Origin of the sequence: Nitrosomonas cryotolerans ATCC 49181 (genome assembly GCF_900143275.1) — a bacterium.
GTDB classification, from domain to species: domain Bacteria; phylum Pseudomonadota; class Gammaproteobacteria; order Burkholderiales; family Nitrosomonadaceae; genus Nitrosomonas; species Nitrosomonas cryotolerans.
Map to the genome: position 1 here is coordinate 338,326 of NZ_FSRO01000001.1, position 24,607 is coordinate 362,932.

Annotated in this window: 21 protein-coding genes; 10 read left to right on the forward strand and 11 right to left on the reverse strand. The window is 42.7% G+C overall.

All coding sequences use genetic code 11. The features are described 5' to 3' along the window. Positions 1-76 precede the first annotated feature (76 nt). From BUQ89_RS01440 to BUQ89_RS01460, 5 genes are all read left to right on the forward strand, one after another. Positions 77-1,789, forward strand: coding sequence for a multiheme c-type cytochrome (locus BUQ89_RS01440; protein ID WP_074202459.1), 1,713 nt, complete (start codon positions 77-79; stop codon positions 1,787-1,789). Next, entirely contained in the window at positions 1,786-2,832 is a 1,047-nt protein-coding gene (gene haoB / locus BUQ89_RS01445; protein ID WP_074202460.1) for a hydroxylamine oxidation protein HaoB, read from the forward strand. Before BUQ89_RS01440 ends, haoB begins: the two co-directional genes overlap by 4 nt. A 145-nt stretch (positions 2,833-2,977) precedes the next feature. Further along, positions 2,978-3,691 carry a cytochrome c-550 CycA gene (gene cycA / locus BUQ89_RS01450; RefSeq protein ID WP_074202461.1) on the forward strand — a complete coding sequence of 238 codons (714 nt, stop codon included), beginning with the start codon at positions 2,978-2,980 and terminating at the stop codon, positions 3,689-3,691. Continuing rightward, entirely contained in the window at positions 3,691-4,329 is a 639-nt protein-coding gene (locus tag BUQ89_RS01455; RefSeq protein ID WP_074202462.1) for a NapC/NirT family cytochrome c, read from the forward strand. Before cycA ends, BUQ89_RS01455 begins: the two co-directional genes overlap by 1 nt. A gap of 436 nt (positions 4,330-4,765) precedes the next feature. Beyond that, on the forward strand, positions 4,766-6,259 hold the full coding sequence (locus BUQ89_RS01460; protein ID WP_028462065.1) for a DEAD/DEAH box helicase: 1,494 nt from the start codon (positions 4,766-4,768) through the stop codon (positions 6,257-6,259). Positions 6,260-6,478: 219 nt separating this feature from the next. On the opposite strand, the gene BUQ89_RS01465 is transcribed toward BUQ89_RS01460, so the two are convergent. Continuing rightward, positions 6,479-8,704: a Tex family protein gene (locus BUQ89_RS01465; protein WP_083399549.1), complete on the reverse strand. Its 2,226-nt coding sequence runs from the start codon at positions 8,702-8,704 to the stop codon at positions 6,479-6,481. A gap of 84 nt (positions 8,705-8,788) precedes the next feature. Beyond that, the gene (locus BUQ89_RS01470; protein WP_028462064.1) at positions 8,789-9,127 is read right to left on the reverse strand and encodes a putative signal transducing protein; all 339 of its coding nucleotides are present in this window, start codon (positions 9,125-9,127) and stop codon (positions 8,789-8,791) included. A 314-nt stretch (positions 9,128-9,441) separates the two neighbouring features. Here BUQ89_RS01470 and BUQ89_RS01475 point away from each other — a divergent pair, with 314 nt between their 5' ends. Continuing rightward, positions 9,442-10,332 (forward strand): recombination-associated protein RdgC, encoded by an 891-nt coding sequence (locus tag BUQ89_RS01475; RefSeq protein ID WP_028462063.1) that lies wholly within the window; start codon positions 9,442-9,444, stop codon positions 10,330-10,332. 14 nt (positions 10,333-10,346) lie between these two features. Here the strand turns inward: BUQ89_RS01475 and BUQ89_RS01480 are convergent, their stop codons facing one another. The 6 genes from BUQ89_RS01480 to BUQ89_RS01505 form a co-directional block, all read right to left on the reverse strand. Next, positions 10,347-11,045, reverse strand: coding sequence for a DUF6781 family protein (locus tag BUQ89_RS01480; protein ID WP_036573537.1), 699 nt, complete (start codon positions 11,043-11,045; stop codon positions 10,347-10,349). Between the two features lie 44 nt (positions 11,046-11,089). Further along, positions 11,090-12,448: a serine--tRNA ligase gene (gene serS / locus BUQ89_RS01485; protein WP_028462061.1), complete on the reverse strand. Its 1,359-nt coding sequence runs from the start codon at positions 12,446-12,448 to the stop codon at positions 11,090-11,092. A gap of 419 nt (positions 12,449-12,867) precedes the next feature. Next, the gene (locus BUQ89_RS01490; protein ID WP_028462060.1) at positions 12,868-14,181 is read right to left on the reverse strand and encodes a replication-associated recombination protein A; all 1,314 of its coding nucleotides are present in this window, start codon (positions 14,179-14,181) and stop codon (positions 12,868-12,870) included. Then, positions 14,174-14,800, reverse strand: a complete 627-nt coding sequence (lolA, locus tag BUQ89_RS01495) for an outer membrane lipoprotein periplasmic chaperone LolA (RefSeq protein WP_028462059.1) — start codon at positions 14,798-14,800, stop codon at positions 14,174-14,176. The genes BUQ89_RS01490 and lolA overlap by 8 nt, the downstream gene beginning before the upstream one ends. A 51-nt stretch (positions 14,801-14,851) precedes the next feature. Continuing rightward, positions 14,852-17,398, reverse strand: a complete 2,547-nt coding sequence (locus tag BUQ89_RS14065) for a DNA translocase FtsK (protein WP_028462058.1) — start codon at positions 17,396-17,398, stop codon at positions 14,852-14,854. 586 nt (positions 17,399-17,984) lie between these two features. Further along, the gene (locus tag BUQ89_RS01505) at positions 17,985-18,395 is read right to left on the reverse strand and encodes an RDD family protein (protein ID WP_028462057.1); all 411 of its coding nucleotides are present in this window, start codon (positions 18,393-18,395) and stop codon (positions 17,985-17,987) included. A gap of 460 nt (positions 18,396-18,855) precedes the next feature. Between BUQ89_RS01505 and BUQ89_RS01510 the strand changes: the two genes are divergently transcribed. Genes BUQ89_RS01510 through BUQ89_RS01525 form a run of 4 tightly spaced genes read left to right on the forward strand, consistent with a single transcriptional unit; the run spans position 18,856 to position 21,319 of the window. Beyond that, positions 18,856-19,587, forward strand: coding sequence for an energy transducer TonB (locus tag BUQ89_RS01510; RefSeq protein WP_051537655.1), 732 nt, complete (start codon positions 18,856-18,858; stop codon positions 19,585-19,587). A 4-nt stretch (positions 19,588-19,591) separates the two neighbouring features. Beyond that, positions 19,592-20,350, forward strand: a complete 759-nt coding sequence (locus BUQ89_RS01515; RefSeq protein ID WP_028462055.1) for a MotA/TolQ/ExbB proton channel family protein — start codon at positions 19,592-19,594, stop codon at positions 20,348-20,350. Next, positions 20,350-20,769, forward strand: coding sequence for an ExbD/TolR family protein (locus BUQ89_RS01520; protein WP_028462054.1), 420 nt, complete (start codon positions 20,350-20,352; stop codon positions 20,767-20,769). Before BUQ89_RS01515 ends, BUQ89_RS01520 begins: the two co-directional genes overlap by 1 nt. 13 nt (positions 20,770-20,782) lie before the next feature. Beyond that, entirely contained in the window at positions 20,783-21,319 is a 537-nt protein-coding gene (locus tag BUQ89_RS01525; protein WP_028462053.1) for a FecR domain-containing protein, read from the forward strand. 34 nt (positions 21,320-21,353) lie between these two features. Here BUQ89_RS01525 and BUQ89_RS01530 read toward each other — a convergent pair whose 3' ends face one another. The 3 genes from BUQ89_RS01530 to BUQ89_RS01540 form a co-directional block, all read right to left on the reverse strand. Next, a complete protein-coding gene (locus BUQ89_RS01530; RefSeq protein ID WP_051537654.1) occupies positions 21,354-22,643 on the reverse strand; it encodes a dicarboxylate/amino acid:cation symporter in 1,290 nt (429 codons plus the stop codon). A 432-nt stretch (positions 22,644-23,075) separates the two neighbouring features. Continuing rightward, complete coding sequence (locus BUQ89_RS01535; RefSeq protein WP_028462052.1) at positions 23,076-24,221, reverse strand: S1C family serine protease; 1,146 nt, start codon at positions 24,219-24,221, stop codon at positions 23,076-23,078. Between the two features lie 159 nt (positions 24,222-24,380). Continuing rightward, on the reverse strand, positions 24,381-24,581 hold the full coding sequence (locus BUQ89_RS01540; protein ID WP_218146767.1) for a transposase: 201 nt from the start codon (positions 24,579-24,581) through the stop codon (positions 24,381-24,383). Positions 24,582-24,607 lie beyond the last annotated feature (26 nt).

Here is a 24,607-nt window from a genome sequence, read left to right on the forward strand (position 1 = left end):
CAGGGAATAATAAAAGCAAAAAACTATTTTGTAATAATGTAAGCAGTAATTTTGGAACAATAAAGGAGAGAGAGATATGGTTGCCAAGTCTTGGCTAAAAATAGTATCGCTTGTCTGTAGCGGACTGCTGGTAGCAGCAGCGCACGCGAGCATACCAAGCGTTCCGGATGAAACCTATGAAGCACTGAAGCTGGATCGTAATACGGTTACACCCAAACAAATGCACGAGGCGTTGGTAAAGCGCTATAAAGATCCTGCTCAGGGTGCTGGAAGAGGGACCATGGCTGAATATTGGGAACCCATTCCTTATGGTATATATCTGGATCCGGCAACTTTTTATACTCCTCCCAGCTCAATGAAAGAAGTAGCCGGACGGAGTGAATGCGTAGAATGCCATACAGACGAATCACCGGTTTGGGTACAGGCTTGGAAACGAAGCACCCATGCTAACCTGGACAAGATACGGGATCTTAAGCCAAGTGATCCGACCTATTACAAGAAAGCCAAACTGGAAGGTGTAGAAAAGAATCTGCGCTCCATGGGCAAGTTGGGCGAGAAAGAGAATCTGAAAGAAGTCGGATGTATTGATTGCCACGTGGATATTAACGCTAAGAAGAAGGCCGATCACAGCAAAGACCTGATTATGCCGACAGCAGATGTCTGTGGTGTCTGTCACCTGCAGGAATTTGCTGAACGGGAATCTGAGCGGGATACACTTATCTGGCCGCATGACCAATGGCCTGCAGGACGTCCATCTCATGCGCTGGACTATAAAGCCAACGTAGAAACGACTGTCTGGGCAGCAATGCCACAACGGGAAGTAGCCGAAGGTTGCTCCATGTGTCATACCAATCAAAACAAATGTGACTCATGTCATACCCGCCATGAATTCTCAGCGGCAGAATCACGTAAACCGGAAGCTTGCGCTACCTGTCACAGCGGTGTTGATCACAACAACTGGGAAGCCTATTCCATGTCCAAACATGGAAAAATGGTATCGATGCTGGGTAATAAATGGAACTGGGATGTGCAGTTGAAAGATGCCTATGCAAAAGGTGGACAGAATGCGCCCACTTGTGCTGGCTGCCATATGGAATATGAAGGTGAATACACGCATAATATGGTCAGGAAGATTCGTTGGGCAAATTACCCATTTGTACCGGGTATTGCAGAAAACATTACCAGCGAATGGTCTGAAGGAAGATTGGACTCATGGGTCGTAACTTGTACGCAATGTCACTCTGAGCGTCTGGCACGTTCTTATCTGGAGCTCATGGACAAGGGTACCCTACAAGGACTGGCTAAATACCAGGAAGCCCATGAAATTGTAGAAACGCTTTACAACGATGGTCTGCTAACGGGTCAGAAGACTAATCGTCCTGCACCACCTGCACCGGAAAAACCCGGGTTTGCGCAATTCTCACAGTTGTTCTGGTCGAAAGGGAATAACCCAGCTTCACTCGAACTGAAGATACTTGAAATGGGTGAGAATCAGCTGGCGAAAATGCATGTGGGCTTGGCACACGTCAACCCAGGTGGCTGGACCTATACTGAAGGTTGGGGTCCGATGAACCGTTCATACGTTGAAATTCAGGACGAAAATACAAAGTTCCGTGAAATGATGGCATTACAGGAACGTGTACAGAAGCTTGAAAGCAAACGTACCAGTCTCCTCGATCTGGACAGCACGGCTGAGAAAATCTCATTGGGAGGACTCGGTGGTGGTATGTTGCTGGCTGGGACGCTTGCATTAGCAGGCTGGCGTAAACGTAAGAAGATCGAAGGTTGACCTCCTTCAACACATCCGGTCGCTCCACTGGCGTGACGCGACCGGGAAGTAAGCTGCTCCCGTCACTGGGTATACTCCTGGTGATGGGAGGTTTGATTCTACTTGGCTGGTTTGCTTATCTCTGGTTTAGTCCGGTACCAGCGCCTTATGAGTATCATTTGGTAGCAGAAGGAGATGTACGTCAGTTTAGTGAGCTGGAGCTTGATTCCTGGCCAGATCTGGCACTCAGTAAATATGAGGTACAGGTAGCGGGCATAGATAAACCCGTTGCTCTGGCATACCTTGCTCGACGTGAAAATGACTCGCCGGTACTCATCAACTGGGAAAACCGTCTCAGCGAGCAATTGATCTCAATTGATCAGAAGCCATCTGAACTCAGTGTCTTAGCTGATGCGATTGCCAAGCATGCATCGCCCGAGGCAATCATACTGGCTTGGTGGGATACTTCGCGCCAGATAAAGCTCTTGTCTGAACGGGATACTTTTTTTACCAGTCATCTGGGTGAACCACTGATCATCCCGGAAAGCTGGCGAGATCAGCAGGAAGCCATCCGCGCATACGAAAATAAATTCTGGCAGGATACCGCTACTCAACAAGAACAGGATGATTTTCAGCGCTTTAGTGAAGCACTGGTAGCAACCCCGGAAAAAGGTGTTGCCATGCTGCGGGAATTGATCGGTTCCCCACGTGAAGCCTATCTCATTGTACACGTCACGGATCTTTATAAACTGGGATTGATGCAACCGGATAATTTCGGTATTGCTTATAAAAGTTTTCCGTTGACAGGCAACATGCATGGGTTGATCAATCATATGAAGGTGTATCTGAAAGAAAATAATTACGAAACATACACGCTGCAATCGCTATCAGACAATGAGATCAGAGCCTATTTTCTCAGCGATAAAGCGAGTAGCCAGACCTTGCTCGCGCAGATGTTGCCATTTACCAGTAACAAGCCACCGCTGGAACTCGAAGCGGCGCAACTGATTTATCAGCATGGTGGTTATTGGGTGTATCAAATCCCATCGGGGCAAAAGCAGTAAACAATGGGCAGACACGTACGAAAAATAAAGCAGTTCGTTACAAAAAAAGGACACAATCGTGATCTTGTCCATTTACACCACTTAATGATAGCGTAGAATACCTGGCAAATAATTTGAACGATAAAAAAGTTATAAAGGAGGAAGGATGAAACACCCAATCACCTATGTATTTGCTCTGTTAGCCATGTTGACCTTTTTTTCCGGAAACGTAGCTGCTGATACATTTGAAGGACGCAAGAAATGTAGTTCCTGCCATAAAGCTCAAGCTAAATCATGGAAAGATACTGCCCATGCCAAAGCAATGGAATCACTCAAACCGAATACCCGAGAAGAAGCCAAGATCAAGGCAAAGCTTGATCCAGCCAAAGACTATACCAAAGATAAGGATTGCGTCGGTTGTCACGTAGATGGCTTTGGCGAGAAAGGGGGGTATACGATTGCATCACCCAAGAAAATGTTGACGGGTGTGGGCTGCGAATCCTGTCATGGGCCTGGTAGAAAGTATCGCGGTGATCACCGTAAGAGTGGTCAGCAATTTGAAAAATCGGGTAAGACAACACCTCGCAAGAAGCTGGCGGACAAAGGACAGGATTTTCACTTTGAAGAAAGCTGCAATGCTTGTCATTTGAACTATGAAGGTTCGCCATGGAAAGGCGCTAAAGCACCTTATACACCGTTCACCCCTGAAGTTGATGAAAAATACACATTTAACTTTGACAAAATGGTTAAAGATGTGGGTGCCATGCATGAACATTACAAACTGGATGGCACATTTGTGGGTGAGCCAAAATTCAAATATCATGATGAATTCCAGGCTGAGACCAAAGTAGCCAAAGACGACAAGAAAGGAAAAGACTGATGACAGGACTACAAAAAGGCGCGATAGGTACGCTGCTTACAGGTGGTCTGCTTGGAATAGTCATGGTCGCGGTCGTATTTGGAGGCGAGGCTGCTCTCTCTACGGAAGAGTTCTGTACCAGCTGTCACTCCATGACGTATCCGCAAGAGGAACTGAAGGAATCGACACATTATGGCGCGTTAGGTGTCAATCCAAGCTGTAAGGATTGTCATATTCCACAGGGATTTTCGAATTTCCATCTTGCGCTATATACTCATGCGGTTGATGGCGCGCGCGAGCTGTATTTGGAATTCATGAACGATTATTCCACGCTGGAAAAATTTAATGAACGTCGTTTGATCATGGCGCATGATGCTCGCATGAACCTGAAGAAATGGGATAGTGTGACTTGCCGTGATTGCCATCGAAATCCGGACCCACCGGGAGAAGATGCACAAGCCGCTCATAAAAAGATGGAAACTGAAGGTGCGACATGTATAGATTGTCATCAAAACCTGGTTCATGAAGAAGCACCTATGACTGACTTGAATGCGAGTCTGGCAGCGGGTAAGTTAGTCTTGAAGCAGGAAGAAGTCGAGGAAGAGGATGACGACGACGAGGATGATGATGAGGAAGAAGATGAAGATGATGATGAGTAAATGCTTCACTCCTCTTGTCGTTTGAATGATGAGTGATAACAACTTACTCAGCTATTCAGTTCATGTTTTCTGTCTATAAATGAGCTGTAACAAAAGAGAAAAGATGTGGCGATACATTCTGGAGTGGTAATACACTCCAGAATGTTAATATTTTGTATAAGATGAATTTAATCGAAGAACTAGTAGTTTTCTCAAATGATTTTTTTATGAGAAAACTAACATAGATAAACTTATCCCCTCTATTAACACAATGATGGATATATTTTCTATCTTTTATATTTCATTATTTGTTATCAACCGGTATTGAATAAAGTTATTCATAGCGGCCTTAATTTTTAGTATAAATAAACGTAATTTATATGCAGTTTTTGAAACTATCAATCTCTATCTAAACTACTGCTAGTAAATTTTGTTAAGTGGTTTAGGAGCAGCATAAATGCTATTTGAGCAACTCGGTTTATCGACCGAAATTTTAAGAGCTATCTCGGAACAGGGTTATACAGAACCTACTCCAATTCAAACACAAGCCATCCCAGCGATACTTGCAGGTAAGGATATTATGGGTGGTGCGCAAACAGGCACAGGTAAAACAGCGGGCTTTACATTACCTATGTTGCGGCGACTTCAGTCTCATGCTAATACGAGCATGTCACCAGCTCGGCATTCTACTCGTGCATTGATTCTTGTTCCTACAAGAGAGTTAGCGGCACAGGTATATGAGAGCGTTAGAATTTACGGTAAATATCTAACCCTCAGATCTGCGGTAATCTATGGTGGCGTTAATATGGATCAGCAAATTGAAGAAATTCGTGCCGGTGTGGAAATTTTAGTGGCCACGCCGGGACGTCTGTTGGATCATATTGAGCAAAAGACATTAAATCTTGCAAAAGTTGATATGTTAATCATTGATGAAGCTGATCGTATGCTGGATATGGGTTTTCTTCCTGATGTCAAACGGATATTCCAGCAATTGCCTGAGCAGCGTCAGAATCTAATGTTTTCGGCTACTTTCTCAGACGAAATTAAGAAGCTTGCAGATAAACTGTTGCGGCAGCCAGTTTTGATAGAGGTCGCAAAGCGGAATACGGTGAGTGAATTGATAACACATACAGTATATCCGGTTAATCAGGAATGTAAGCGTGAACTATTAGTACAATTAATTAAGCAACGTGATCTGCAACAGGTGCTCGTGTTTGTGCGCACTAAACATGGAGCAAATCGATTGGTTCAGCAATTAGACCGGAATGGAGTCAATGCAACGGCAATTCATGGGGATAAAAACCAACTTCAACGTACTCAGGCGTTGGCCGATTTCAAGCAGGGTATAGTACGAATCTTGGTTGCTACTGATATTGCTGCTCGCGGCTTAGATATAGAAGATTTATCACATGTCATTAATTTTGAATTGCCGAATAATCCAGAGGATTATGTTCACAGGATTGGGCGCACGGGGCGTGCTGGTACTAAAGGAAATGCTATTTCTTTGGTAAGCGAGGAAGAAAATCAATTATTGATCGGTATTGAGAAGTTGCTAAAAATAAAACTTTCAGTAGAAACAATTGATGGGTTTGAACAGAAAAATTCACGCAATCTAGTCCCGTCTGCAGGGAATTCTCATGCAGATAAACCACCGCATGAACGGAATAAAATAATACAAAAAAAGATTCGCACGAGTAGACATGGTGATGAAACACGTTCAGCTGTGCGTTCTAATGTGAATAAAACACAGCAGCCTCGCGCGAGGTATCTGAGCGCACAGGAAGATCCATTATTTACGCAACCTTATGTTCCATTAGTAAAAAATACAATATCAACGGAATCGAATCAGTCAGATATGGAGAAGAAAATTATGAATACGACTCGATATGGCCGTCACAAAAGACCGTTACCCGCTTTGTTTATTCCACCAGCAGTAGATAAACGTAAATAATAATCTATCGATTCTGCACTTGTTTTTCAGTATCTGGTTTTACAAGTGGCGTTGTTAATGTGCTAGGGACAGCTTATTCTTTCTCAGCCATGAATGCATTGAGACCTTTGCAAAACCCCAATAGTTGAAAAATTAACCCTTTATAATCAATAGTATAAATCTTCTATCGAGGACTTTTGCAAAAGTCTCGCATTATGATTAAGACTATTTTCACCACAGCTAATGATTAGATAAAGCCGTGTCAGTTAAGCGCATAGTTAATGTAATCCGCTTACGTTTTAAGTCTATAGCTAATATCTTGACTTTAACTACCTGTCCAACTTCGACTATGGTGGAAGGGTCCTTCACAAAAGTATCTGCGAGTGCGGAAATATGAACGAGCCCGTCCTGGTGCACTCCTATATCGACAAACACACCAAATGCTGCGACATTGGTGACGACGCCATCGAGTATCATATTGGGGTGTAAATCTGTGAGTTCTTCCACACCTGCTTTAAAGATTGTATTAATAAAAGCAGGGCGGGGATCTCGACCTGGTTTTTCAAGTTCTTTGAGAATATCACTAATGGTGGGTACGCCATATTTCTTGTCGATATAATGAGAGGGGCTGAGTGATTTTAATAAATGAATGTTACCCATGAGTGTTTGGATGTCTGATTTAAGACTGACCAGAATTTTATTGACCAGTGGATATGATTCTGGGTGTACTGCAGTGCTATCCAGCGGATTATTTCCATTCATGATGCGTAAAAATCCGGCTGCCTGCTCAAAAGTTTTTTCACCTAAGTGTGGCACCTTGAGCAAAGCGGTACGCGAGACAAACATTCCTTCTGCATCACGATGGGTAACAATATTTTGAGCTACTTTGCTACCGAGGCCTGATACGCGCTTAAGTAATGCTGATGAAGCGGTATTCACATCTACGCCCACAGCATTGACACAATCTTCAACAACAGCATCTAATGAACGTGCTAGTTTGTTTTGGTCAATATCGTGCTGGTATTGACCAATACCGATTGATTTAGGATCTATTTTAACTAATTCAGCTAATGGGTCTTGTAAGCGGCGAGCAATAGATGCTGCGCCGCGCAATGACACATCGATATCTGGCATTTCAAGAGAAGCCAGCTGGGACGCGGAATAAACTGAGGCCCCTGCCTCTGATACGATGACTGAGGTCAGCTTCAACTCAGGGTATTGTTTAATTAAATCCTTTATTAACCTGTCTGTTTCACGTGATGCAGTCCCATTACCAATAGCGGCCAATGTTACCCGATGCTTTTCGACGAGTTTCTTCAAAATAGATAAAGAATCATCCCAATCATTTCTGGGTGGGTGAGGATAGATGACGGCAGTTTCTATAATTTTACCGGTTGCGTCGACGATTACAATTTTCACTCCCGTGCGTAGCCCCGGATCAAGTCCAATAGTGACGTGTGGCCCGGCAGGAGAAGCGAGTAACAATGCTTTCAAATTACGCGCAAAAATATTGACGGCTTCATCTTCAGCCCGCTCACGCAGCGCATTCATAAGATCGGTTTCTAAATGTGGAAGGATTTTTGTACGCCAGGTAAAGCGAATCGTCTCGCTCAGCCATTGATCTGCTGGTCGATTGTGATTTTTGATACCCAATTGTTTAGCGATAAGCAACTCACAGGGATTATGTGGTGTATCCCATTCTGGTTTTCTTGTTTCAGAATCAAGGTGAATGGAAAGAGTGAGTATTTTTTCTCGACGACCACGGAAAAGGGCTAAGATACGGTGTGAAGGAATGCTACGAACAGATTCAGAATAATTAAAATAATCAGAAAATTTGATACCAATAGCTTTCTTCTTTTCAATAACTTTGGATGTGATGATGCCGTGCAGAAAGATATATTCTCGTAGTAATTGAAGTAGTACGGCGTCTTCAGAAAAGTTTTCCATCAAGATCTGGCGTGCGCCATCGAGCGCTTCCTTACTATCTTTTATTCCGGGATTGTTACCTTGATCAGTTGTAAAAGGTTCTTTTAAGAAGCTAATGGCTACTTTTTCGGGTTGAAGCATGGGGTTGCATAATAGTTTCTCAGCGAGGGGTTGAAGACCCGCTTCTTGTGCAATTTGCGCTTTAGTACGACGTTTGGTGCGATAAGGAAGATATAAATCTTCCAGGTGTATTTTATTTTCAGCATGCATGAGCGCATTCAATAAGCTCGGAGTCATTTTATTTTGCTTCTCAATAGCGATAATAATAGAAGCGCGTCGCTTATCGAGATCACGTAAGTAGTGTAGCCGCTCTGCTAGTAAGCGCAGTTGACAGTCATTGAGTCCACCCGTTACTTCTTTACGATAGCGGGCGATGAAGGGAACGGTAGCGCCATCATCTAACAAATTAATGGTTGCTATGACTTGCCTTGATTCCACAGCAAGTTCCGAGGCAAGACGTTGCTCAATAGTTGGCAGCATATGTTTATAAAGTGAGAAAAGATAAATTTGTGATCATCGAAATAGAGAAAACCGATGGTGATGGATAAAATATTCGGGTTAACGTTATTTCGACGTTTTGGTCCGGCAGGAAATAATTTCAAGTCCGGCACCACATTTCCAGCATAATTGAAAGTTATGCGGATTTTCTTCGCCACAAGCGAGGCAGTGTACGATATCAGTTACAATAGGTGTGTTTTCATAAGTATGGATGATTGCTTGTCCTCGTGCGAAGTCTTCATCGCGGACAATCCATACTTCTGGATAGGCTTGGGTAAATGGAATGTCACCCAGCCCGCCCTGTGCATGTTCATTAAGTAATTTTGCTGAAATATATGCGTGTTCTAGAAGGTCAATGATAATTTGCGCTTCCATCAGATTGTTAGCAGAATAAGCTTTTTTCATATGATTTTAGTTTTCTTTGACAGCAGTGTTATCTAATGAGAAGCGTATCTGAGGCCGGTTAGATCGGTTATCTTGCTAGCCTGATTAATATGTTGGGTTGATAGAATAGAAATTTTATAGCACCAGTTATAGCCGGAGAAATCAATCGCTTTTTCTTAAGCAAGAAGCGAGATATTTATTACTGATATAACATATAACGTCTAAATATTGTTTCAGAATGATGAATAAATTTTCTAATTTCAGGATAATACTTATATCACCTAGGTTGTTTAGTATATCTATCAATTTATTAATAGAATAGTCAAATAAAATATATGTGGTTTAGAAATTTACAAGTTTATCGCATGACGAACTGGAATATGACGGTAGCAATGCTTGAAGAGACATTGTCCAGGCATGCCCTGCAAGGCTGCTTACGTACGGAGATGCAAAGCCGTGGATGGGTTTCACCTAGAGAGGATGGAGAAAGTTTTGTGCATGTATTTGGGCAGCATATGCTGATTGCTTTTGGTGTTGAAAAAAAACTACTTCCGGCAGCAGTGATTAACCAGTTTGCAAAAGAGCGTATCGTCGAAATAGAACAGCAACAAGGATATAAACCAGGACGAAAGCAAATAAAAGATATCAAGGAAGCTATTTTGCTTGATTTATTACCCCGTGCATTTACTTTACGTCATAAATCTTATGCCTGGATTAATCCGACAGATGGATGTTTCATTATTGATACGCCAAGTACAGCTAAAGCAGATGAGTTAATCGAAATGCTACTTAAATCTATTGATAGCATCGGACTTACTCCACTTAAGACAAAGATCTCTCCATCATCAGCTATGACTGAATGGTTGTCCGGAGATAATGAATTGGCAGCTTTTTCTATCGATCGTGATTGTGAGTTACGCGGGATGGACGATGAAAAAGCAACAGTGAATTATATCCGCCATGTTCTGGATTCAGAAGATATCGCCAAGCATGTCAAGACAGGCAAACAAGTGACTAAACTTGCCATGACCTGGCGAAATAAGATCTCATTTATTTTGCATGATAACCTTCAATTCAAACGGATCGCACCGCTTGATATTCTTAAGGAACCAACAGATACGACAGCAGAACTATTTGATAGCGATTTTGCAATCATGACGGGAGAAATAACACAGTTATTGCCCGATATGATTGATGTACTGGGTGGCGAGGAGCATTCCCAGTAATCTGATCGCATCAATCAGGCATCTTTTTTAGTTTCACCCGACTTATGCTGATCTTTGATACCTGTCAGTATGCCGCTGGCAATTTCACGAATCAGGTTTGCTGTTGTATGAGCTAAATGTGTACCAACGTCAAGCTGATCATGGCCGATTGATGCCGTCTGCTGAGCAAAGATTGCCAGGGTTTCTTTGAGCTGCTCGCCGACTGCTGTTCCATTGCGTTTAGCATGATTAATAAAATCATGTAGTGTGTCTGAAACTAAGCCTTTGGTAGCTGTAGCCGCGTCTTGTAAGGTCTCAAGTAATAAACCCTCCAGGCTTTCCAGGTCAGTGCGCGTACGAGTCAGCTCTTGGTCAGAGTATTTTTGTGCGCGGCTCGCTGCTTCTTCTACGGCGAGTTTAGAGGCCTCTGCAAACTTTGCTAGTGCTGAATCCAACCCGGTAATGGTTTCAGTGATTTGTGTTTTTGCTGTTTGTGTTTGATTGGTTGTCTGTTGTAATTGTTGGTTTACACCTTGATGTGCTCCTTGCATAACAGCTGTTACGATGCGGCGTAAGGATTCGAAATCAAGGCTATCTGCATTCATTGCTTTGAGTGTCAGGTGTTGTACAGTCTCCTGAATATGAGTGCCTTCTGCAACAGCATGACGTATTTCAGTTTCGAGTGTAGCCATATCGATATTGTGGCCAGCTGCGTTACTGTTTTTATTTTGCATGATGAGAAGCTCCATTAAATAAAGATATATTTATATCACTATGCTCATTCTCTACCTGATACAGTAAGTTGGTCAAGGCCATTCATATAGGGTTGTAAGATTTCCGGGATGGAAACACTGCCATCGGCGTTTTGATAGTTTTCAAGAATGGCAACCAGAGTTCGTCCTACAGCTAACCCTGAGCCATTGAGCGTATGCAGTAACGCTGGTTTTCCCGCTTCATTACGAAAGCGGGCTTGCATACGTCGTGCCTGGAATGCTTCACAATTACTGCATGAAGATATTTCTCGGTAAGTATTTTGCGCAGGCAGCCATACTTCTATGTCGTAAGTTTTGGCAGCCGAAAAACCCATATCACCGGTGCATAACGTCATTACACGATAAGGTAATACAAGCTTTTGTAAAATTTTTTCTGCATGACTCACTAACTGTTCCAATGCTTCATAGGATTGCTGAGGATGCACGATGTGTACTAATTCCACTTTGTCAAACTGGTGCTGCCGAATCAAACCGCGCGTGTCTCGACCATAGCTGCCCGCTTCAGAACGGAAACAGGGCGTGTTCGCAACAAATTTCATGGGAAGCTGCTCGATTGCCACAATTTCATCACGTACCATATTTGTGATGGGTACTTCCGCAGTCGGAATAAGATAGAAGTTAGGTGACTTACCAAGCTGATTGTTTTGTTCAGATGTGCTTGTGTCAAGCCCTTGTGTTACAGAATCACCTTTCCCACCGGTATAAACCGAGAATAAGTCCTCCTCAAATTTTGGTAACTGCCCGGTGCCACGTAGGCTCTCGCTATTAATGAGATACGGTACATATACTTCGGTATAGCCGTGCTCTTGTGTATGTATGTCCAGCATGAATTGTGCTAATGCACGATGCAAGCGTGCGAGTTTGCCTCTCATCAAATTAAAGCGCGCCCCACTTAGTTTGGCGGCGGTTTCAAAATCTAGTAAGCCTAGACCTTCACCAATGCTGACGTGATCTTTCACTTCAAAGGAAAACTCGCGTGGACTTTCCCAGCGACGTATCTCCTGGTTACTGGTTTCGTTTTTTCCTTCTGGAACGCTATCATGTGGCAGATTGGGCGTTTCCAATAATATTTTCTGTAATTGAATTTGAATCTGCTCAAGCTGTATTTCGGATTGTTTCAGTTCATTACCCAGATGCGCAACTTCTAACAGAATGGATGTTGTATCTTCACCTTTGCTTTTGGCATGGCCAATCTGCTTTGATGCGGCATTACGTTTTGCCTGCAATTCCTGGGTATATGTCTGGATAGTCTTTCGTTCCGCTTCTAATGAACTAAATGCTGCGGCAGGGAAGGTGTAACCGCGTTTAGCCAGCTTTCTGGTGACATTGTCCAGATCAGTACGTAATTGTTGAATTTCTAACATGCAAGCTCCAAAATAACCGTGCTCATTATAAAAATCTCCGCGAGACCTTTGCAAAACCCCAACAGTTTAAAAATTAATTATTTATAATCAATAGCCTAAAACTTATGGCGAGGGCTTTTGCAAAAGTCTATCCGCATAACTGTGCCTTAAATATTTTTATGCTTATTGCTTATGTATGGCTCATAAAATTGATAACTTAAAAATATCAAGCCACCCATAAAACCAGTTATGTATAAATTTTATCTATGCTGAGACGATAGTCTAATTTTATTTCAATATCCTGAATACAGAGAATATTTCGATTATCTTATGCTTTATATCCTGAAAAGACAGGTATGGGATCTTATTTGATGCAAGTGCCTTGGTTCAGGATAAACTGACTATAAAGAAAGAATCCATTGTAAATTATAAAAGATATGCTACGTTCCTTTTTTCATTTGTTTATCTAATTTACGTAGGTTTGCTAATTTTTCTAAAATCTTTGATTCTAATCCATATTTTGTTGGATGATAAAAGCTGATTTCCGGCATTTCGTCTGGAAAATAATTTTCTCCAGCAACATAGGCTTCTGGATAATCATGAGCATAGCGATATGCTTGTCCAAACCCCACTTCTTTCGTTAATTTGGTTGGTGCATTACGCAGATGTAGTGGTACCGAACGCGATTGATCCTGGGAAACAAAATTCCGCATCTTGTTATATGCCAGATAAGCCGCATTACTTTTAGGCGCACAGGCAAGATACAGTACTGCTTGCGCTAATGCCAATTCACCTTCCGGACTGCCTAGTCGTTCATAAATTTCGCAGGCATCGAGTGCTATGCGTGTTGCACGAGGGTCGGCTATGCCAATATCTTCTACTGATACACGAATCAAGCGTCGCCCAATATAAAGTGGGTCCGCTCCACCATCCAGCATTCGGCACAACCAATAGAGTGCAGCATCTGGAGAAGATCCACGTATGGATTTGTGTAATGCGGATATCTGATCATAAAACTCGTCACCTCTTTTATCGAAACGGCGCGCACTACGAGAAAGTGAATGTTGGGCATAATCCATATCAATTTTTGTGATGCCTTCAGTCTTGGCCGCACTGTTTATTTGCTCTAATAAATTGAGTAATCGTCTCGCGTCCCCATCAGCGAATTCAATTAACAAGCGTCTTGCCTCATCAGAGAAATATAGATTCTGCAGCACAAGATTTTCTGTTCGCTTAAATAAGAGGGCTAATTCTGTTTCTGATAAGCTCGTTAGAATATAAACCTGAACACGCGAGAGCAGGGCACAATTCACCGAAAAAGAAGGATTTTCTGTTGTTGCACCAACAAAAGTTAATAAGCCTTGTTCGACATGTGGCAGAAAGGCATCTTGTTGTGATTTATTAAAACGATGTGCTTCATCTACAAAAAGAATCGTATGACGTCCGGTCTGCTGCAAGGTGATTTGTGCTTGTTCAATGGCATGCCGGATATCCTTTATTCCTGATAACACTGCAGATAATGCGATAAATTCAGCATTAAATATGACAGACATCATGCGTGCTAAGGTGGTTTTTCCCGTGCCGGGTGGGCCCCATAACAGCATTGAATGCGGCTTTCCGGCTTCGAATGCGAGGCGCAGCGGCTTACCCGTGCCCAGTAAATGTCTCTGACCGATAAAATCCTGTAGGCTTTTGGGACGTAACTGTTCTGCTAGCGGACGTGCCGGTTCGTGATTGGTAAACAGGTCAGTCACTGATTACATCCGAGCCATCGGGAGGAATAAAGTGAAAGAGACTGGCAGGTAAATTCGGGTTTTTATCCAGGTTTGAAAAGGTAAGTAGCGTGGTTTGGCCAAAACTATCGCGTAACACCATGATCTTTAAAGATCCCTTCATGGAAAAACCAAGCTGTATGAATTCAAATGTACTCTCCTTGTTTTTCGGACTGGCTTCCAGCCATTCTAGCTGATCCTGTTGACCCATCTCGGTGAGCGAGAAATTAGCCTCGATAGTGCTATTGCCAGCTAATAATGCGGCTGGACTACTACCGATAGCCAGATCGAGTGTGCGTATCGTAACCTGATTGAGATCTCGATCATAAAACCATACCTGGATGCCGTCCCCAACAATTAATTGTTCGTAAGGTTTCTCATATGTCCAGCGAAATTTATTGGGGCGTTCAAACTGCATGATGCCACTCGATTTTTGTATGATTTTTGAGTTTCTGTCGAGTAAAATTTGAGAAAATGTGGCGCGTGCGGTACGGGTTTCTTGGATAAAAGTTTTTAAACTATCTAAAGCAGCCGCGTGCACAAGGACTGGAAGTAAATAAATAAGGAAAAAGAAGAAAAAGTTACAGCTTAATCGGTTCATAATATCCTGAAAAATAAGGGTCGATTATCAGTAAATAATTGGAGACAATGATTATTCATTGCGCGATGGAACGAGCACTTCCCGGTTCCCATTACTTTGCATGGCTGATACAAGACCGGTACGCTCCATTTCCTCGATTAAGCGTGCTGCACGATTATAGCCAATACGTAAATTCCTTTGTACCAGAGAGATCGAAGCCCGGCGAGTTTTAATGACCATTGCGACAGCTTCATCATAGAGTGGATCACTTTCATTTCTTGCTTGTCTGTTCTGCTCATTATGGTTAGCAACCTCACTTTCTTCTTCACTTGTATTGAGTATTTCTTCTACATAGCATGCTTCACCGTGTTCTTTGAGATATTCAACTACTTTATGTACTTCATGATCGGCGACATAAGCGCCGTGAACGCGTTGTGGATAACCGCTGCCGGGTGGTAAATAAAGCATGTCGCCCTGGCCAAGTAATGCTTCCGCACCCATCTGATCCAAAATAGTGCGTGAATCAATTTTACTGGATACTTGAAATGCAATTCTGGTGGGAATATTGGCTTTGATTAGACCTGTAATGACATCCACGGAAGGTCGTTGAGTGGCTAGTAGTAAATGAATACCGGCGGCACGGGCTTTTTGTGCTAGCCTGGCAATCAAGTGTTCCACTTTTTTGCCGACGACCATCATCATGTCGGCCAGCTCATCAATTACAACGACAATCAGCGGTAATTCTTCCAGGTATTCTGGCGTATCTGCAGTGAGTGGATTGAGTAGCGGTTCATTTTGTTTTATCGCATCGCGTATCTTCTGATTGTAACCGTCGAGATTGCGTACACCCAGAGAAGACATGAGTTTATAGCGTCGCTCCATTTCTGCTACACACCAGCGCAACGCATTAGATGCCTCGCTCATATCGGTTACAACAGGCGCTAATAAATGCGGAATACCTTCATAAACAGATAATTCGAGCATCTTGGGGTCCACCAGAATCAGACGTACCTGATCAGGGGTCGTTTTATAGATTAAACTTAAAATGATGGCATTGATTGCGACTGATTTTCCTGATCCCGTTGTTCCTGCTACTAATGCATGAGGCATTTTTGCCAGATCGGAAACCACTGGACGTCCACTGATATCTTTACCTAGTGCGATAGTTAATACTGAGCTCTTATCAGTATAAGCCTGGGAGCTGAGAACTTCCGATAAACGAACCATTTGTCGTTTTGGGTTAGGAATCTCAAGCCCCATATAGGTTTTTCCTGGGATTGTCTCAACAACGCGTATACTTGCTACCGAGAGTGCGCGTGCCAAATCTTTGATTAAGTTTATGATTTGGCTTCCTTTTACCCCGACAGCTGGTTCTATCTCATAACGTGTGATCACGGGTCCAGGATAGGCAGTCACTACGCTAACTTCCACACCGAACTCTTTTAATTTACGTTCAATTAAACGTGACGTAAATTCAAGCATATCTTGAGATACAACTTCGACGTCTTGTTGTGGTTCATCCAGTAGATGTAAGGGAGGCAAGGACGAACCCAGTATCTCTGAAGATGCGGTAGTTTGTTTCTCTTTGATGATGCGAGAGGGTTTTGGCGCAATTGCTGCAGCCGGCTTATCTGGAGTGATTGCAGCAGCTGGCTTATCTGGAGTGATTGCAGCAGGTGGCTCATCTGGAGCAATTGCAGCAGGTGGCTTATCTGGAGTGATTGCAGCAGGTGGCTCATCTGGAGCGATTGCAGCAGGTGGTTTATCTGGAGTGATTGCAGCGGCTAGCCTGTCTGGATCGACTATAGTCGGTGGTTTGCTTGATACGATAGTAGCAGGCGGTTCATTTGAAACAGTTGTAGTAGCCAGTTTGACATGAAGTGGAAGATATTCTTCAACATCTTCAGCATATTTTGTTTTATCTCCGACTAGTTTTTTGCTTTTTTGTGATAAAACGACTCCGAGTCGTTTATCTTGCTGAGCTTGCCAGAATTTAATAATAGATGAGAAACAATTCTCAATGGTTTCGCCAATTTTTTCTACAAAACGTACCCATGATAAGCCAGTGAACAGACTAAAACCAATTGCAATTAATATTAATAATGTCAATGTTGCACCAGTAAAACCGATTGCCTGCGATAGATTGTTACTGATAATCTCGCCTAGCATACCGCCGGGCACCCGTGGTAATGATACATTTATCGTATAGAACCGTAAGGACTCGAGGCCACTACTTGCTGTCAGTAGGATAATAAAACCGGCTGCTGAAAGGAGCAGTGAGCGCTTGTCAAATATTCCGGAAATGTCAAGATGGCGGTAGCTCCAGGATACGACACAGGTAAAAAATATCACCGACCACCAAGCTGAAATACCGAATAAATACAACAGTAGATCTGCAAGCCATGCACCTGCATATCCACCTGCGTTTCTTATTTGATTAAGATCGCCACTGTGTGACCAGCTTGGATCAGTCTGATCATAACTATAAAATATCATGGTGAGATAGAGAGCGACACCTATTAGTACAAACCATCTAGCCTCACGCAATAGTTTTGAAACTCTAGATGGGAGGGGGTTGCCGTTTGTCTTTTTAGCCATTGACTTGTTAATAAAACTCATGGGCATGTCAGAAGAGTGGAATTTGATTATGTATTATTTTTAGTGAATTATATAAGAGAGCTGACGAGCAGATCTGATCGGGTATTTGGTTTATTGTGTAGTTTAGTTGTCCTGCTTAAATGACCGCAAATAGTTCCGATATGTACTGTTGTTTAATAAAATTCTTTTTTATAAAAAATAAAAAGCTATGCGGGCAGTAAATATCCCATAATGTAATTTTGATGCGATAGCCTGTTTTCCCCACGGTTAATGCAGAATAAATATTCTGTTCATATTTTATGTGACAGGATCTAAGAAAATTAATCTGAGAATATAATGATCTGTAGTATTAATTAAATTTAGATTCGTCAATATAATTTATTAATTTTATTTGAGGTAAATGCTGGTCGCGAAGTTTATTGTTAGCATTGCCCTATATTATAGGCTTGGTTTTGTTATTTTTGTGTGGATGGGGTTATTTAACCTGATCTTGGTCGAGATAAAATTGCAGGCACGCGTAATCAATCTTTGTCGATTGCATACGGTAAGGTCGAACCTTGGATTCCTGCCTTGTTTTTTGATGCGAATAAGGCCTCTTCTACCTCTTTTAAGTTTTCACGATTCGAGTGCCTGCTAACCTGTCATGTAAAAACTGATGCTCGCGATCGAACAGTGCCCAGAAGATACCAAAGCCAAAAAAAGTAATGCCAGTTACTGCAAATAGATAACGCGTTATTGCTTGTCGCTTTCCAAGATGATCTCCGTCAACTGTGACCACGCGCATTTTCCAGGTTTGCATCGCCAGTGTCTGTCCGCCATGCGTCCAGAACCAGATAAAATAGATTCCCATGATAACTAATAAGTAAAATTGAAATAATGGCCTGAAATATACGGCATGCGTATCACGAAAAATAAGATGAAAAATGAAGCTGGCAATAAACAAGACTGCGAGCAGAAGTAGAGATTCATAGATCATGCTGACGAGTCGTCGCCAAAATCCGGGTGTTGTCTTTTCCATAATTGTTTTCAAGAGATAACGTTTGCGTCATCTTGATATGATATTAAGTTGATTAAAAGAGTTGCCCGCAAAGATTGAAAGGCATCGTGTGCATTGAGTATTCGCTAGTAGAGATAGTATTGCAACAATGAGGGTAATTCAACAGAGTAATTAATTTTAGTGTTAGTTAGTGATTGATAATTATTATCGTTTGCGTTATTCTTGCTTTTTCATAAAGAGCGAAAAGGCTGCTTTTATTAAAATGAGCCTCTTTAATAAGGTTTGGGCTCATAGCAACCCTTATTCATGCCTGATTGTAAAATAGATACTGAGCATGGATCTAACCTTTATTTTAATATAGTGCCTAAAATCGCACTATATCGCTTGCCAGCATATTAATAATCAAGAACAAAATTACTGGAGAGTTTCTGTTTACTTTGTCTGATCAATCCAAAGTTTATCGAGAATTGGTTATTTTGTAATGCGATTATTATCCCGGAAAAATGTTGAGTACTTGGGTGCGCGGCGAAATTTAATTTCTCTGCCTGGATTATTATTTGTTCTCGCTGTTCATGGGTTGTTGTTTTACATTCTTTGGAATCAGCGACCTACTCCACCGTCACCACCAACAGTGACCTTGTTTGCCGAAATGATTGCTGCACCGGTTCCGAAAGTTATACCAAAAGCGGAAACAGTGTTACCTAAACCGACTATACCTCAGCCTATCAATAAGCCAAAATCCAAACCGAGCCAGCATCGTTTAGTGGCGGAAGCGCCGTTGTTGCCTAAGAAAGAACCGGTTGTGGCGCCATTAGAGCCAGAATTAAAACCGGAGTTGGAATCCGAACCGGAATTGGAGCCTGCGGCGCCGGTTGAGTCAGCAGCGGTCACTTCGCCGCCGGTACAAATGGACACCGGGCCGGTTAAATTGTCGTCGGAACTATCGGTTTCTTGTCCCAAGCTGGCTGCACCAGCTTACCCGCCAATTTCGCGGCGCATGGGCGAGGAGGGTAAGTTGGTATTGCGCGTGGAGCTAGATGAAAATGGCCGTATATATGATGCACAGGTTGCTGAAAGCAGTGGTCATACACGCCTGGATAATGCTGCATTGGATGCGGTAAAAAGCTGGCAGTGTAGGCCATCGCTTCGTAATGGCCAGCCGGTAAGAGCTGTCGCATTACAACCCTTTAACTTTGTATTGCAAGGAAATTAATCTCATGGAAAAAGGACTCGGTTTCGCTCAATTTTTTGCTCAGATAGACGGTGTTGGTATCAGCGTACTGGTACTGTTACTGTCTCTTTCGGTTGCGAGCTGGTATCTGATTATTACGAAAAGCATAGCTAACTTTATTGCCAAACGAAGAGCAGAAACTTTTCTTAAACATTTCTGGAATGTTGATTCTTTGCAAGATGTCAATATAACACCCAATAATTCAGTACCCAATAATGCCTTTGCAGAACTGGCAAAGCTGGGTATAGATGCCGCAGCAGATTCCAGGATGCACGGTTCACAAAAATTAGCCGCGGCGGGTGGAACAAGTGAGTTTCTTACGCGTGCACTGCGCAATGGTATCGATCAAGAAGCTACTCGTGTCGAGAATGGTCTTACATTGATCGCATCTGCGGGTTCAGCTGCGCCTTATATCGGCTTGTTCGGTACCGTATGGAGTATTTATCACGCCCTGATGCAAATTGGTCTTTCCGGCCAGGGCTCACTTGATAAGGTAGCGGGCCCTGTGGGAGAGGCATTAATCATGACTGCATTAGGATTGGCCGTGGCTATTCCAGCTGTTTTAGCTTATAACGCTTTTGTACGACGTAATCGTATTTGGCTGGCACGTTTGGATGCTTTTGCTCATGACTTGTTTATATTGATTACAGTCGGTAATAAGGATGATACGGTTACGGCACAGCCACTTAAACTTCATACGTTTTCATCAGAAGTGACACCGACAATGACGGATGAGGCACAATAATGGCATTTGGTAGCGTGAATGAGCGTGGACGCCAGGCACCCATGGCTGAGATTAATGTCGTGCCATTAGTGGATGTCATGCTGGTATTATTAATTATTTTTATTATTACGGCACCATTACTGACACACTCGGTGAAAATTGATCTACCAAAAGCGGCAAGTAATCCCAATATGACGCAACCAGATCATATTGAACTTGCTATTCGTGCTGATAGTAGTCTTTTCTGGAATGGCGAGCCAGTTGAACGGGAACAGTTGGCAGCACGTTTTAATCGAGTTGTCGGAGAAGCACCTGAGACGGAGCTGCATATTCGTGCAGATAAATTAGTGCATTATGAACATGTCGCGCGTGTCATGAGCATGGCAGCAAAAATGGGAATAGCAAAAATCGGGTTTATTACAGACCCATCACAAGAATAGGTTTCATAGCGATATGAACGAACTGAAGGAACCAGGCTCTTCTTTATTGCGTCGCAGAAAATTTATTTTCCCTTTTCTCAGTGTGTTAATCGTCATGTTAGTGGGTTCTTTAATTTTCATCGTGCCACCGCCGATAGACACCCAATTGCATGAAACAGCTTCTGGGAAATATTTGACTGTTGCGGTTACACCGGATATTACCATTAGTCTGGATAGCAATAGCGTGATTGCAGTTACCAAGAGTGAACCATTAAGAGTTGAACTATTACAGGGAAATGCTTATTTTGATGTAAAAAATAAGCCCGCGGATGGCCATAAGCTAGAAATAATATTAGGTAAAGTGCGTTTTCGGGATATTGGTACGCGTTTTAGCCTTGAAACCATAAAGAATGGTGGAAGCCTGGCCATAATGAGTGGGCAAGTAGAAATGCATCTGGATACTCAGATACATTTGATTGAAGCGGGCCAGCGCGTTTATTTTGATAATTTACAGCTGGTTGAAAAATCAACCATTATTGATGTGGATATTGCGCCGTGGCGTTATCGTTAACAGTAATGATTGGTATATGACGATGAGTCTGCGACTATTTTTGTATGTGGTGTTGTGGTAAATGTATCGTTTCTGGTGCGCCCGCATTTGGATCGTTAAATATCTGCATTGATATATTATTTTCGCTACGTGCGACTATCGTTGTGATCACAGCATCACCTGTTACATTGACAGCGGTTCGTATCATATCCAATAAACGATCCACTCCCATGATCAGTGCAATACCCTCAACGGGTAAGCCAATCTGATTAAATACCATGGCAAGCATAATTAGTCCAACACCGGGTACTCCTGCTGTGCCTATTGAGGCCAGTACAGCCATGCCGATTACGGTCAGATAGCCGATGAGACCCAATTCTACGCCGTAGACGTTTGCAATGAATACGGTGGCGACGCCTTGGATAATTGCTGTCCCATCCATATTGATAGTCGCGCCAAAAGGCACAATAAATGATGCCGTGGCATTATCGATCCCCAGACGTTTTTCGGTAGCTCTGAGTGTAACCGGAATGGTTGCATTAGAGCTTGATGTACTGAAAGCAAAGACCTGCACCGTCCACATTTTTCTGAGAAATGACTTCAGGCTAACCTGGCCAAATAGCTTCAGAAGTATCATGAGGGTACCCATTGTATGGAGCAGCAGTACCAGTATCGCTGTTCCAAAATAGCTGATTATCGGTAAAATTAATCCTAATCCTTGTATTGAAAAAGTTTTGGCCATTAATGCGAATACACCATAAGGCGCAATAGACATAATGACACTGACAAGTTTCATGAGTACTTCATTGAGGCAATCAATTCCTTCAGCGAGCGCGCGTCCGCGTTGACCTATCATCAATAAGCAGATGGCAAATAAAATGGTAAAGAAAATTATTTGTAACATATTGCCTTCCGCGTAAGCAGCAACAGGATTACTGGGCACAATATCGATAAGTATTTGTGTTAATGGCGGTGCTTCAGGTGTAACGAATGCATCTTGTTCTATTTGTGTCAGATCAAAGTTTTTTCCAGGATCTATCATGATAGAAACAAGAATGGCTAATGTGATTGCTAGCGCTGTGGTGAATAAAAACAAGATGAATGCCTTTATTCCGATACGCCCCAGTTTTTTGATATCACCGATACCGTAAACCCCGGTAATTAACGAAAAGGTAACCAATGGAACAACTAACATTTTTAACAGGTTAATAAATATTTCACCGGTTATATGAAACAGACCATGTACAAAATAATCCTGTACCCATGCCACATCATAAACAAATGTGTTAATGGCGCTACCAAGCAGCAGGCCTGCAACCATCCATGTTAATATTTTTGTTGTCATTTTTCTGGAACTTTTGGGAAAATAAAGAGAAATTGAATGCCACTTTGTAAACTTGCCAGGATAGCGATCCTGTAACGACGCTTTAGCTTTAGTATTGACCAGTCAATTATCAATAGTTTGATAGTTGATTAGCTTTAGTAGTTGAAGGTGGATCAATATACTCTCTCTCTCTCTCTCTCTCTCTCTCTCTCTCTATTGCTTAATGGGGGGTCGGTTAAGAATGCATAGGGATATTAGCGGTTTGTAGATTGACGCGGTGTATTTTTAAATAGTTTCTTGCTGGCTGCAATTCCTGGATTAAGACGCTGCGATGTATTTAAATGAATAAGAAACAGGCGCATTTTGATGAAAATAAAGTCCACAGCGAGTAGCTGATCGAAAACATAAGGCAATCTCTTTTTGATGTGGCGAAACCATCTGCACTTGATAAAATTATATCCCTGGCTGCAAAATAACGGAGACATCCATCTCATGACCGTTGCGTAAAAGAGTAATCCGTATTGTTTCTCCAACTTTATAATGATCGATGCGTAATAGTAGTTTATCAACCGAATCTACCGGTTTGTTTTCTAACGAAATAATAATATCATTTGGCATGATACTTCCATCGGAAGAAATGGTTGCGCCTTTAAGGCCCGCTAGATCTGCAGCTGAACCGGGACTAACACTCAGAATGACTACACCGGTTACGCCGATTATTTTTGTAAGGCGTGTATTGAGTTTTTCATCAACTGTAATACCTAAGGCTGGGCGAATATATTTGCCGCGACTAATGAGTTGGGGAACCACGCGATTAAGCGTATCCACTGGTACAGAAAAGCCGATTCCGGCGCTTGCGCCGCTCGGGCTATAGATTGCGGTATTAATCCCGATTAATCTGCCGGCTGAATCTAATAGCGGACCACCTGAATTTCCCGGATTGATTGCTGCATCTGTCTGGATTAAGTTTTCAATCGTACGTCCTTCTTCGCTTGGTAAAGACCGATCCAATGCCGAAATTACTCCAGTGGTCAGAGTCCAGTCCAAACCAAAAGGATTGCCGATAGCAAATACTTTTTGTCCTACCTTAAGATCATGACTGCTTCCGAGGGGCACCGGTAACGGTAGTTGAATGCCTGCTCCGATTTTTAATACTGCGATATCATGTGCAGGGCTGGCACCAATCAGGATAGCCTTGTAATCACGTCCGTCAGCTAATCGTACTATGGCTTCGCTGGCGCCCTTGATAACATGGAGGTTGGTAATGATATGCCCGGCATCGTCCCAGATGAAACCTGAACCAGTACCACTTGGAACAGAAAAAATATCGCGCGTCCAGACATCCATTACTTGTTGACGAGTCGTAATGAATACGACTGAATCACGAGAGTTTTCAAATAATTCGATTGTGCTCTTCTCATCGTCCGCTAAGTTACCGCGCGGTTCAATGACTCGTGGTGTGACTTTTTCCCGTGAATCAGAGTAAGGTGAGTTGTACGAGTTGAATAAATCGGGAAAATTGTGCCAAAGCAGCATCAGTGCAACCACTAGCAATGTAAACCAGATCAGACGGGATAGAAACCGGCCGTTATCAGGCATGAATATTAACTCCTTTCGATATGATAGCTGCTTTGGCATAACTGGGAATCAGGCTCTCTCATAGCCTCCCGATCATTATAACTCAGAATATTTAACATACTGAGCGGAAATCCGTTCCGTTCAAGGGGAGGATGAATAGTGTGGGCACCGCAGGCGTCCTTATTGTCGATCAATCCGGCGCTTGTTGTTGTTCGACGACTGGCGAATGATGGCAATTGGCGCACTACCACAAGAGGCCGCGAAATCAAATGGCGACCATAATGCGCTGCCCCATAGCTTTTTGCGGATACAGGAATAGTTCTTTTTGCGAATCATCCGGCTGGATTCGCTATCGCAAGAGTCGCGCTGTCGAAGGCGCAATCAAAAACATCACCGTGTCCTGTGTT